The organism is Streptomyces sp. MS191 (genome assembly GCF_008042125.1).
Taxonomy (GTDB): Bacteria; Actinomycetota; Actinomycetes; order Streptomycetales; family Streptomycetaceae; genus Streptomyces.
This window is the reverse complement of sequence record NZ_RDBI01000001.1, coordinates 1-12,485: the sequence shown is the minus strand read 5'-3', so window position 1 is coordinate 12,485 and position 12,485 is coordinate 1. Positions and strand designations below refer to the sequence as shown.

The 12,485-nt window shown below is 75.6% G+C and carries 7 protein-coding genes and 2 pseudogenes; 6 read left to right on the top strand and 3 right to left on the bottom strand.

The features are described 5' to 3' along the window. The first annotated feature begins 96 nt into the window (after positions 1–96). Positions 97–663 (top strand): hypothetical protein, encoded by a 567-nt coding sequence (locus tag EAO71_RS00050; RefSeq protein ID WP_147975695.1) that lies wholly within the window; start codon positions 97–99, stop codon positions 661–663. Between the two features lie 51 nt (positions 664–714). Here the strand turns inward: EAO71_RS00050 and EAO71_RS00045 are convergent, their stop codons facing one another. Beyond that, positions 715–1,713, bottom strand: coding sequence for an O-antigen ligase family protein (locus EAO71_RS00045; protein ID WP_261991908.1), 999 nt, complete (start codon positions 1,711–1,713; stop codon positions 715–717). Between the two features lie 278 nt (positions 1,714–1,991). On the opposite strand from EAO71_RS00045, the gene lnt reads away from it, so the two are divergent. From lnt to EAO71_RS00025, 4 genes are all read left to right on the top strand, one after another. Beyond that, on the top strand, positions 1,992–3,587 hold the full coding sequence (lnt, locus tag EAO71_RS00040; RefSeq protein ID WP_147975693.1) for an apolipoprotein N-acyltransferase: 1,596 nt from the start codon (positions 1,992–1,994) through the stop codon (positions 3,585–3,587). Positions 3,588–3,728: 141 nt separating this feature from the next. After that, entirely contained in the window at positions 3,729–4,211 is a 483-nt protein-coding gene (locus tag EAO71_RS00035) for an NUDIX hydrolase (RefSeq protein ID WP_147975692.1), read from the top strand. Positions 4,212–4,326: 115 nt separating this feature from the next. Beyond that, positions 4,327–5,154, top strand: a complete 828-nt coding sequence (locus EAO71_RS00030) for a 3-hydroxybutyrate dehydrogenase (RefSeq protein ID WP_399756251.1) — start codon at positions 4,327–4,329, stop codon at positions 5,152–5,154. Between the two features lie 218 nt (positions 5,155–5,372). Then, positions 5,373–7,262 carry a helix-turn-helix domain-containing protein gene (locus EAO71_RS00025; RefSeq protein WP_147975691.1) on the top strand — a complete coding sequence of 630 codons (1,890 nt, stop codon included), beginning with the start codon at positions 5,373–5,375 and terminating at the stop codon, positions 7,260–7,262. 53 nt (positions 7,263–7,315) lie between these two features. Here EAO71_RS00025 and EAO71_RS40260 read toward each other — a convergent pair. Further along, a pseudogene (locus EAO71_RS40260) lies at positions 7,316–8,985 on the bottom strand (MFS transporter). Positions 8,986–9,298: 313 nt separating this feature from the next. Here EAO71_RS40260 and EAO71_RS00010 point away from each other — a divergent pair. Next, complete coding sequence (locus EAO71_RS00010; protein WP_147975690.1) at positions 9,299–12,373, top strand: type 2 lanthipeptide synthetase LanM family protein; 3,075 nt, start codon at positions 9,299–9,301, stop codon at positions 12,371–12,373. A 17-nt stretch (positions 12,374–12,390) separates the two neighbouring features. Here the strand turns inward: EAO71_RS00010 and EAO71_RS38370 are convergent. Further along, a pseudogene (locus tag EAO71_RS38370) lies at positions 12,391–12,435 on the bottom strand (hypothetical protein); the annotation flags it as partial. Positions 12,436–12,485 lie beyond the last annotated feature (50 nt).

Below are 12,485 nucleotides of genomic sequence, written 5' to 3'. Positions count from 1 at the left end.
ACCCGCCCCGGAGGTTCGCCCTCCGGGTCCACGGCCCCGGGTCCTGTCCCGGCCGAACAGGCGCCGCGTACGCGGAACGTGAGTAGGCTGCCACCCATGAGGGACGAATCCCGACATCTCGGCCCCGCGGGCACCGGCGAACCGGTGCCCGAGAGGTGGACCGGCCGCGCCACCAACCGACTCCAGTGGGTGCCCGCCGTCGCCGGCGTCGCCTGCATGGCCCTGGGCATCACCCTGGCCGTCGACTCCGCCTGGACCTCCGGCGTCGCGCCGCTCCTGATGGCGGTGATCGGCTGTGTCGCGGTGGGCCTGCTGGTGCTGTTCGGCACCCTCGCCTTCGTCCACGTCGAGGTGCGGGTCGACGACCGCGCGATGGAGGTCCGCTGCGGCCACATGGGCCTGCCGCGCCGCCGCATCCCGCTCTCCCACGTGGTCGGCGCCGAGTTCGTCCCCAGGGTCACCCCGCGCGAATGGGGCGGCTGGGGCTGCCGCTGGCGCCCCGAGCGGGGGACCGCCGTCATCGTCCGCCGGGGCGAGGCCCTGCTGCTGCGGCTGGGCGACGGCCGCACGTTCACCGTGACCGTCGACGACGCGATGGCCGGGGTCCGGGTGATCCGTGAGCTGCTCCGCCGCGCGACACCGACCGGCCCCGCCGGCGCCTGACGTCGTCGCCCGGAGCCGCGGAAGGCCGGGCCGGGTCCGGGGCCGCCGGGTTCAGTCCGGGGCCGCGGAGGTACGGGCCGTCGCCAGCCCGGCGAGCAGCCCGGCACCCACCGTCACCGGGGTGAAGCTCAGCGCGTTGCCGACGGTGGCCAGCGCCGCCAGCGCCGTGAGGGCGGCCCCCGCCGTGAGCACCACCGCCGTGGAGCGCGGCGAGGCCCACAGGGCGCACACCAGCCACGCGTACACGCCTCCGAGCAGCACGACGCCCGGCACCCCCTGTTCGGCCGCCTGCTGGAGCGGCGCCGAGTGCGGAGTGCCGTCCGCGAGGGGCTCCTCCAGGGACGTGCGGCTGAGTGCGCCGAAACGGTCCGGGCCGCTTCCCAGCACGGGGTTCTCCCGGGCCTGGTCGATCGCGTCCTGCCAGAGCCGCACCCGGTGATGGGTCAGCGGTCCCTCCAGGGAGACGGTGAGTCCCTCGGGCAGCACCTCCTCCGCCACCGCGAACGAGGCCCCGACGGCGACGCCCGTCACCAGGACGAGCCCGGCGAGCCCGAGGAACCGGTGCCTCGTCCGCACCGCCGCCGCCGAGCAGAGCCAGACACCGAGCGCCGCCACCGAACCGGCCATGGAGCCCATGGCCAGCGCCACACCCGCGACGGCCAGGCCGAGGAGGCGCAGCGCCGCCCGAGCGGGCGCCGGACCCGCCGCCGACGCCGCGCAGCAGGCGGCGCCCGAGGCGAGGACCAGCAGGGCGGCGGCCGCCCCGGTCGGGCCGAGCGGCACGGCGGCGGCGGAGGTCGAGCCCGGGACGTCGGACCCGGAGGCGAGCGCGAGGGCCAGTGCGGCGAGGGAGGCGGTGGCTGCGGCCGCGACCGGCAGGAGAGAACCGCAGATCCGGCCGCAGGCGTACCCGGCGGCCAGGGCGAGCACCGCGAGAAGGACGCCCTCCGGGCGCGCGTCCCGTCCGGTCGCGCTCACCAGCGCCCACAGCGTGCAGCCGCCCAGGACCAGCACCCCGGCGACGTCCGGTGCCCGCCCATGGTCGCGCACGGCGGCCCGCTCAGTCGCAGGAGCAGCCATCCCGTCGACCCCCCGTCGACCCGATCAGTCCGGCGGACACCGTAGCGGCCGCGCTCCCGGTTTGTGGAGGGCTGGTGCAGAAACGATGTAGCCGACAGGGCGCGGAGCCGCCGCGGCCCGGGCTTCGACGGAGGTCCGCGGCGCCGGCGCGAGCGCCCGGAGCGGAGGCCCCACGGCGGGGACGACGTGCCGGGACGGCCACGGACCGGACTCCGCCGGCAGGGACCGTGCGCCGTAGACTCCGCCACGTGAGCACCACCATCACCCCCGTCGACGCCCCCGGCCCCGCCGACGCCTCCGGGTCCGGCCGCTTCGCCCCACGGCGTTTCGTGCGCCCCGGCGCCGCCGTGCTGTCCGGGCTCCTGCTCTTCCTGAGCTTCCCGCCCCGGCCGCTGTGGTGGCTCGCGCTGCCCGCCTTCGGGCTGCTCGGCTGGACCCTGCGCGGCCGCCGGCTCCGGGCCGGCTTCGGGCTCGGCTACCTCGCGGGCCTCGGCTTCCTGCTCCCGCTGCTGATCTGGACGGGCGAGGAGGTCGGCCCGGGACCCTGGCTCGCCCTCACCGCGGCCGAGGCGCTCTTCGTCGCCGCTTCCTGTCTCGGCATCGCGGCCGTCTCGCGGCTGCCCGGCTGGCCGGTGTTCGCCGCCGCGGTGTGGATCCTCGGCGAGGCGGCCCGCGCGCGAGCCCCCTTCGGCGGCTTCCCCTGGGGGAAGATCGCCTTCGGCCAGGCCGACGGCGTCTTCCTGCCGSTCGCGGCCGTGGGCGGCACCCCGGTGCTCGGCTTCGCCGTCGCCCTGTGCGGCTTCGGCCTGTACGAGGTGGTCCGCCAGGTCCGCGCGTACCGCAGGACCGGCACCGTCCCGCGCGGCCCGCTGGCCGCCGCGGCGCTCACCGTCCTGGTCCCGGTCACCGGCGCCCTCGCCGCCCTGCCGCTCGTCGACGACACGGCCGAGGACGGCACCGCGACCGTCGCCGCGGTGCAGGGCAACGTCCCCCGGCTGGGACTCGACTTCAACTCCCAGCGCCGTGCGGTACTCGACAACCACGCCAACCGCACCAAGGAACTCGCCGCGGACGTGAAGGCGGGCCGCAAGCCGCAGCCCGACTTCGTCCTGTGGCCGGAGAACTCCTCCGACATCGACCCCTACGCGAACCCGGACGCGCAGGAGGTCATCGACGAGGCCGTGCGCGCCATCGGCGTGCCGACCGTGATCGGCGCCGTGGTCGCCCCGCCGACCGGCAAGCTCCGCAACACCCTGATCGAGTGGGACCCCGACAAGGGCCCCGTCGCCACCTACGACAAGCGGCACGTGCAGCCCTTCGGCGAGTACATCCCGATGCGCTCCGTCGTCCGGCTCTTCAACAGCAACGTCGACCGGGTCAGCCGCGACTTCGGTCCCGGCGGCAAGGTCGGCGTGTTCGACCTCGCGGGCACCCGGGTCGGCCTCGCCACCTGCTACGAGGCCGCCTTCGACTGGGCCGTGCGGGACACCGTCACCCACGGCGCGCAGCTGATCTCCGTGCCGAGCAACAACGCCACCTTCGGCCGCAGCGAGATGACCTACCAGCAGCTCGCCATGTCGCGGGTGCGGGCCGTCGAGCACAGCCGCTCCGTGGTCGTCCCGGTCACCAGCGGCGTCAGCGCGATCATCCGCCCCGACGGCGAGATCGTGCGGGAGTCGCGGATGTTCACACCGGACGTGCTGGTCGACGAGGTGCCGCTGCGTTCCTCGCTCACTCCGGCGACGCGCCTGGGCACGCTGCCCGAGGCGCTCCTGGTGGCGGTCGCCGTCGCCGGGCTCGGCTGGTCGGCGCTGCGCGCCGTCCGGGCCCGCCGGACCGCCTGAGCCGGCGCCTTCGCCGCGGGTGCGGGGGGAGAGACCCCCCGGCCCGGGCCGGTGTTCCCTCTGCCGCCCCCGCCCGCCCGGCCCGGCCCCTGACCTGCGGGCGGACGGTGGCCACAGCCGGAAAGGATCTAGGGTCGGGGTATGGGTACTCCTGATTTCATCCGCGACCTGCGGGCCAGCGCCGGACACCAATTGCTCTTCCTGCCCGGCGTCAGCGCCGTCGTCTTCGACGACCGCGGGCGGGTCCTGCTCGGCCGGCGGGCCGACACCGGCATGTGGGCGATCGTCGGCGGCATCGTGGAGCCGGGGGAGCAGCCCGCCGCCTGCGCCGTCCGCGAGGTGTACGAGGAGACCGCCGTCCGCTGCGAGGTCGAGCGGGTCGTCCTCGTGCAGACCCTGCGCAAGCCGGTCGTCTACCCGAACGGCGACCGGTGCCAGTTCATGGACGTGTCCTTCCGCTGCCGGGCCGTCGGCGGCGAGGCCAAGGTCAACGACGAGGAGTCGACGGAGGTCGGCTGGTTCGACGTGGACGCCCTTCCCGAGATGAAGCGCTTCTCCCACTTCCGGATCGAGCAGGCGCTCGCCGACGAACCCACATGGTTCGACACCATGCAGCAAGGCTGAAGTGTGGGTTCGACACACATCGGTGAGGGGTGGGCCCCTTCATAGGGTGCGGAGCATGAGCGCCCCCACCACATCAGGTCCCGTACCCGCTCCGTCACCGGCCCCCTCGTCGACCGTGACGTCCGCGTCCGCGCCGGCGGGGGGACCCCGGCCCGGGCCGACTCCCGCGCCCGGGCCCGTCGCCCTCGACCTGGCCGGGCGCGTCGCGCTCGTCACCGGCGCGGCCGGCGGGATCGGCCGTGCCTGCGCGTTGCGGCTCGCCGCGGCCGGGGCCCGGGTGAGAGCCGTCGACCGGGCCGCCGAGGGCCTGGAGACCCTCGCCGACGAGGCCGCCGGACTCGACGGCGCGATCGAGCCGCAGCTCCTCGACCTCACCGATCTCGACGCCGCCGAGGCCGCGGCCCACGGCGCCGACATCCTGGTGAACAACGCCGGCCTCCAGTTGGTCCGGCCCATCGAGGAGTTCCCACCGGACGTCTTCCACACCGTCCTCACCGTGATGCTGGAGGCCCCCTTCCGGCTGATCCGGGGCGCGCTGCCGCACATGTACGCGCAGGGCTGGGGCCGCGTCGTCAACCTCTCCTCCGTGCACGGCCTGCGGGCCTCCGCCTACAAGTCCGCCTATGTGGCCGCCAAACACGGCCTCGAAGGACTCTCCAAGACCGCCGCGCTCGAAGGGGCCTCCCACGGGGTCACCTCCAACTGCGTCAACCCCGGCTACGTCCGCACCCCCCTGGTCGAGCGGCAGATCGCCGACCAGGCCGCCGCCCACGGCATCCCGCCGGAGCGGGTCCTCACGGACGTCCTGCTGAAGGACTCGGCCCTCAAGCGGCTCGTCGAGCCGGAGGAGGTCGCCGAGGCGGTGCTCTACCTCTGCACCCCGCACGCCTCCTTCATCACGGGCACCTCCCTCACGCTCGACGGGGGCTGGACGGCCCACTGACCGGGCCCCCGCGGCCTCGCGCGACGCCGGCGGGACCTCACGGCGCGCGGGACACCCTCCGGGGGCCGTCCTGCCGACCGGACCGTGGCCCGCGCGGCACGACGCCCGCTGCGGCGGCCCCTCCACCCGCCCGGGCCGCCGCAGGGGGTACCCGGCCCGGGAGCCGGGTCGTCCACAGGGCTGGTGCGATCACCCGTACGGCAGGTATCCCTGTGTCCATGTCCCAAGAACAGGTCTCCTACCTGGAGCTTCTCGCACGCGGAGCCGCCACGGAGGCGTACGACCGGCCCGTGCTGCTCGCCCGTGCGAGCGGCGCGGGCCCCGAGGCGCTGGCCGCGCTCGAACAGGCCAAGCAGCTGGCCCTGCGCGTGCGGGCCGAGCTGGAGGGGCGGCGGCGCCGGGAGGCGGAGCTGTCCGCGCTCTTCGAGACCGCCCACGACCTCGCGGGGCTCCGCGACCTGGACGCCGTGCTCCGTGCCATCGTGCAGCGCGCACGCTCCCTCCTCGGCACCGAGGTCGCCTACCTCAGCCTCAACGACCCCGCCGCGGGGGACACCTACATGCGCGTGACCGAGGGCTCGGTCTCCGCGCGCTTCCAGCAGCTCCGGCTCGGCATGGGAGAGGGCCTGGGCGGGCTCGTGGCCCAGACCGCCCGCCCGTACGTCACCGACGACTACTTCGACGACCCCCGCTTCCAGCACACCCGCACGATCGACACCGCCGTCGGCGACGAGGGGCTCGTCGCCATCCTCGGTGTGCCGCTCACCCTGGGCAGCCAGGTCATCGGCGTGCTCTTCGCCGCGGACCGGCGGGCCCGCGTCTTCGAGCGCGAGCAGGTCGCCCTGCTCGCGTCGTTCGCCGCGCACGCCGCCGTCGCCATCGACACCGCCAACCTGCTGGCCGAGACCCGCTCGGCCCTGGCCGAACTGGAACGGGCCAACGACATCATCCGCGAGCACAGCGGCGTCATCGAGCGGGCGTCCGAGGTCCACGACCGCCTCACCGAACTGGTGCTGCGCGGCGGCGGGGTGCACGACGTGGCCGGCGCGGTCTCCGAGGTGCTCGGCGGAACGGTCGAGTTCGCCGAGGAGTGGACGGGCTCCGCCCGGCTCGCCGACGGTCACGCGCTGCGCGACGGCGACCGCTGGGTGGCCGCCGTCTCGGCCGGCGGCGAGACCTTCGGCGCGCTCGTCCTCAGCGGCCAGCCCGATCTCGACCCCGTCGACCAGCGCACCCTGGAGCGCGCCGCCCTGGTGACCTCGCTGCTGCTGCTGGCCCGGCGCTCGGCCGGGGAGGCCGAACAGCGGGTACGGGGCGAACTGCTCGACGACCTCCTCGACGCCCCCGACCGCGACCGGCGCCTGCTGCGCGAGCGCGCGGCACGCCTGCGGACCGACGTCGACGCGCCCCACGTCGTCCTCGCCGCCCGCATCGACCGGACCGGGGAGGCGGCCGACGCCGACACCGGCGTCCGGGAGAGCGCGGACCGCCAGCGGCTCTGGTCGGCGGCCTCGCACCTCGCGGCCACCCGGCACGGCCTCGCCTCCGCCCGCGACGGCGGGACCGTCCTGCTGCTGCCGCTCGGCCCGGGGGACACCGCCGCCGAGCTGGCCCGCCAGACCGCGCGGCACCTCGGCGGCGCGCTGCGCGAACCGGTGACGGTCGGCGCCTCGTCGCCCGTCGCGGCGCCCGCCGCGAGCCCGGGCCAGGTCTCCACGGCCTACGAGGAGGCCCGCCGCTGCCTGGACGCGCTGCTGCTGCTCCGGCGGGCCGGCGAGGGCGCGGCGGCCGAGGACCTCGGCTTCCTGGGCCTGCTGCTCGCCGACACCCGGGACATTGAGGGCTTCGTCGAGCGCACGATCGGCCAGGTCGTCGCGTACGACCGGCGCCGCGGCACCGACCTCGTACGCACGATGGACGCCTACTTCGCGAGCGGGATGAGCCCGGCGCGCACGAAGGACGACCTGCACGTGCACGTGAACACGGTCGCCCAGCGGATCGAGCGGATCGGCCGGCTCCTCGGGCCGGACTGGCAGTCCCCGGCCCGGGCCCTGGAGATCCAGCTCGCGCTCCGGCTGCACGCCATGTCGGCGGCCGTCGCCCGCTGAACACGACGAAGGCGCCGGGTCCTTGCGGACCCGGCGCCTTCGGTGCGAACGGATCAGACGTCGGCGCGGACCTGGGCGCGGGCCGCGGGAGCGTCCTCGGACACCTCCGTCAGATCCCGGTTGCGGGTCTCCCGGGCGCAGGCGATGGCGACGACCGTGAGGAGCGCGGCGGCGATCACGTACAGCGTGATCGGCGTCGAGGTGCCGTAGTCGGCGAGCAGCGCGGTCGCGATCAGCGGGGCCGGCGCGCCGGCGGCGACCGAGGAGAACTGGGCACCGATGGAGGCGCCGGAGTAGCGCATCCGGGTCGCGAACATCTCGGAGAAGAACGCGGCCTGCGGCGCGTACATCGCCCCGTGCAGGATCAGACCGACCGTCACCGCGAGCAGCAGGGCGCCGAAGCCGCCCGAGTCGATGAGCGCGAAGAACGGGTACATCCAGGCACCGACGCCGATCGCGCCGATCAGGTAGACCGGCCGGCGGCCGATGCGGTCGGACAGCGCGCCCCAGGCGGGGATGACGGCGAAGTGCACGGCGGAGGCGATGAGGACGGCGTTGAGCGCGGTCTGCTTGCTCAGGCCGACCGACGTCGTCGCGTAGACGAGGATGAACGCGGTGATCACGTAGTAGCTGATGTTCTCCGCCATGCGGGCGCCCATCGCGACGAGGACGTCACGCCAGTGGTGCCGCAGCACGGCGACCAGCGGCATCTTCTCGACGTGGTCGGCCGCGGCCTTGCGCTCCTCGGCGGCGGCGAGGGCCGCCTTGAAGACGGGCGACTCGTCGACCGACAGCCGGATCCACAGACCCACGATCACCAGGACACCGGAGAGCAGGAACGGCACCCGCCAGCCCCAGGAGAGGAACGCGGAGTCGGAGAGCAGCGCGGTCAGCGCGGACAGCACACCGGTCGCCAGGAGCTGCCCGGCGGGCGCGCCGGTCTGCGGCCAGGACGCCCAGAACCCGCGTCGCCGCGCGTCACCGTGCTCCGAGACGAGCAGGACCGCTCCGCCCCACTCAGGTCGGCCGCGGCCTTGCGCTCCTCGGCGGCGGCGAGGGCCGCCTTGAAGACGGGCGACTCGTCGACCGACAGCCGGATCCACAGACCCACGATCACCAGGACACCGGAGAGCAGGAACGGCACCCGCCAGCCCCAGGAGAGGAACGCGGAGTCGGAGAGCAGCGCGGTCAGCGCGGACAGCACACCGGTCGCCAGGAGCTGCCCGGCGGGCGCGCCGGTCTGCGGCCAGGACGCCCAGAACCCGCGTCGCCGCGCGTCACCGTGCTCCGAGACGAGCAGGACCGCTCCGCCCCACTCACCGCCCAGCGCGAAGCCCTGCACCAGCCGCAGCGCGGTGAGCAGCAGGGGCGCGGCGGATCCGACGGTGGCGTGGGTCGGCAGCAGACCGATGGCGAAGGTCGCCCCGCCCATCAGCAGCAGGCTGAGCACCAGCAGCTTCTTGCGGCCGAGCCGGTCCCCGTAGTGCCCGAACACCAGCGCGCCCAGCGGCCGGGCGGCGAAGCCGACGGCGTAGGTCAGGAAGGACAGCAGCGTGCCGACCAGCGGGTCGGAGTCGGGGAAGAACAGCTTGTTGAACACCAGGGCCGCGGCCGACCCGTACAGGAAGAAGTCGTACCACTCGATGGTGGTGCCGATGAGGCTGGCGGCGACGATGCGCTTGAGGTTGGACGGGGATGGCGGAGCGGTCGCGGGGGAGGACATCGGCACCACTTCCTGGCGTTCGACGGGGACGTTTGCGTGTCGCCACACCGTAGGAACGCGCAGGTCGCAGGCGTATGTGGTGGGGCACCATAGTTCTGGCCATGGGAGTGCGCGCACCCACCATGGGAAGCCGTGCCACGAAGCTTCCGCAGGGACGGTACCGCCCCGGACACGCGCCGGATCGCCCCGCTACGGAGCCCCCCGCGCCCCCATACCGAAAACATGGGGGGTCGTTCCCCATGTGGTGCGGGCGCCTCCCGTACCAGGATCGGACCCGGCGCGGAGCGCACGGACGGGCGACGGGGGAGGGACGATGGCGGCGGATGCCGGACAGGAACGGGCCGGGACCTCGCTGTCGGCGGTCGACCGGTGGTGGGAGGCCGGGCTGGTCTCCGGCGACGGGGGTGCCGGACGACCGGACTGGGCCGCGTTCGCCGAGGAGGCGGTGGCCTCCGCGCCCGAGGAGGCCGTGGCGCCCGAGGGGGAGTACCCGGGGCTGAGCGGTTTCGCCTGGGTGCTGCGGCCCTTCACCGACCGCGCGGGGGAGCGGCTGGAGCGGGGCGTCCCGGAGCGGGCGCGGAGTCTCGTGGACCTGCCCGCCGTGCGGCGCGACCTGGAACGCCGACTCGGCGGCACACTGGCGCGCGCGGCGGCGCGGACGCTGGTCCTGGAACTGTACGAGGCCAGGACCGCCGAACAGCTCGCCGGCGACGACCCGCGGGCCCGGTTCCGCGACTTCCTGGGGCGCGTCGCGTCCCGGCGCGGCCTGACGGCCCTGCTGGCCGGGCGGCCGGTGCTCGCCCGGATCCTCGGGCGGGCCGCCCTCGACGCGGCGGACGCGACGGCCGAGGCACTGGAGCGGCTGGCGGACGACCACCACCGGCTCACCGCCGGCCTCCTGCGGAGCTCCGGCGGCGACCCGGGGCGGCTCGTGGGCGTCGACACCGGTGCGGGCGACGCCCACCGGAACGGGCGGAGCGTGATGCTGCTGCGCTTCGCCGACGGCACCCGGCTGGTGTACAAGCCGCGCCCCCTCGCCGTCCACCGTCACTTCAACGAACTCGTCGCCTGGTTCAACCGGCTGCCCGGCTCCGTCGGCCTGCGCACGCTTCGGCTCCTCGACCGGGGCGCCTACGGATGGGTGGAGTTCGTCGAAGGCGGGCCCTGCGCCTCCGCCGAGCAGATCGAGACGTTCTACCGACGTCAGGGCGCGCTCCTCGCGCTGCTGCACCTGCTGGACGGCACCGACCTGCATCACGAGAACCTGATCGCCGCCGGCGCCCACCCGGTGCTCGTCGACGTCGAGACGCTGTTCCACCCGCCGCTGCCGGGCGCCGCCACCGAGGACCCCGCGGCCCGTGCCCTGCACGAGTCGGTCTACCGCGTCGGCCTGCTGCCCCAGCTCCTCGTCGGCGACCACAGCGCCCTCGACGTGTCGGCGGTCGGCGGCGGTCACGAGGCGGCCTCGCCGGTGGCCCGGGCCGACTGGGCCGATGCCGGCACGGACCGGATGCGCCTGGTGCGCCGAGCCGGACGGTTCGGCGAGTCCGCCAACCGGCCCCGGCTCGCGGGCGGCGCCCCCGTCGAGCCCGGAGCCCACGTCGAGGCCCTGTGCGCCGGGTTCCGCGCCGGGTACACGGCGATCGGCGCGGCCAGGGAGGAACTGCTCCACGAGACGGGCCCGCTGCGGGCGTTCGACACGGACGAGGTGCGCGTGGTGATGCGCCCCACCTGGCTGTACGGCGTACTCCTCGACGAGACGACGCACCCCGACCTGCTGAAGGACGCGGACGCGCGGCAGCGCGTCCTGGAGACCCTGCGGACCGACGGGTTCGGCACCGCGCTCGCGCCCGGCCTGGTCGACGAGGAGATCGCCCAGCTCTGGGCGGGAGACGTGCCGCTCTTCACCGCGCGCCCGGGCCGCGACCACCTGTGGGGCGACCCGGCCGGGCCGCCGGCCGGCCGCACGGAGCTGCCCGGGACCGCCCGGGTCGCCGCCAAGCTCGGCGCCATGGACACGGTCGACCGGCAGGACCAGGAGTGGATCGTGCGGGCCGCGATGGCGACCGCCTCCCGCACGCCCGCGCACCGGCCCGCCGGCGGCCGGCGCGGCCGTACGGCGGACCGCGCCCCGGAGCCGGAGCGGCTGCTGTCGGCGGCCCGTTCCGTCGGGGACCGGCTCGTCTCCCTCGCGTACCGCGAAGGGCCGCGCACCAACTGGATCGGCCTGGAACTGCTGGACGACCGCTACTGGAGGATCGGGCCGATGCCGGCCGACCTGGCCGGCGGCTACACCGGACCGGCGCTCTTCCTGGCCCAATTGGCGGCGATCACCGGCGCCGGTCACTACGCCGAGACGGCCCGTGCGGCCCTGACGCCGGTGCCCCGGCTGCTCGACGCGCTCGGCGACCGGCCCGCGGACCTCCACGCGGTGGGCTCGGGCGCCTTCTCCGGTCTTGGCGGGATCGCCTACGCGCTCGCCGAGACGGCGCGGCTGCTGGGCGATCCGGAGGTCGGCTCCTGGGCCGCCGCGCTGCTGCGGCTGGCCGGCGAAGCAGCCCTTTCCGAGCGGGAGTTCGGGGTGGGCACCGGCGTGGCCGGCGGGCTCGTCGCCCTGCTCGCCGCTCAGGGGGACGGTTGCGGAGCCGGGGCGGGCGACGAGATCCGGCGGGCCGCCCTGGCCTGCGCGGACCGGTTGTGCGCGGTCGATCCCACGGCCGGCGGCCGTGGCTTCGCGACCGGAGCCGCCGGGATCGGATGGGCGCTGCTGCGCTTCGCCGAGGACCGGGCGCGGACTCCCGGCGGAGCCGGCCGTGGGACCGCGGAGCGCTCCGCGGCCGCGGGCCTGGCCGCGCTCCGGGCGGCCGTCGACGGGGAGGCGCACGAGCGCGGGGGACCGCCCGAAGGCCCCCGGACCGGCCGTGGTGCGGGCGGGGACGCCGGAGACCCCTCCGCCCCGGTGCCGACCGACGGCTCCGGGGCCCGGGCCTCGGCCTGGTGCCGCGGCCGGGCCGGGATCGCGCTCGCGGTGCTCGACTCCCCGGCCGCCCTGGACGACCCGTACCTCGCTGCCTGGTCGCGCGGGACGGCGGAGGAACTCGGCCGCGGCCGGCCCGCTCCCGACGACAGCCTCTGCCACGGCGAGGCCGGGTTGTGCGAACTCCTGGGCCACGGTGCGCTCCAGGACGCCCGACCGCACCGGATCCGCCGGGCCGGAGCGCTCCTCGCCTCCGTCGAGGAGACCGGCGCCGTCAGCGGCACGCCCGAAGGCGTCCCCCATCCCGGCCTGCTCACCGGCCTGGCGGGGATCGGGCACGGGCTCCTGCGTGCCGGGTTCCCCGATCGCGTGCCGTCCAGCAGGTGCAGCAGCGCGAGGAGCGCGCCCTGACGTCGGTAGAACGTCTCGATCTGCTCGGCGGAGGCGCAGGGCCCGCCTTCGACGAACTCCACCCATCCGTAGGCGCCCCGGTCGAGGAGCCGAAGCGTGCGCAGGCCGACGG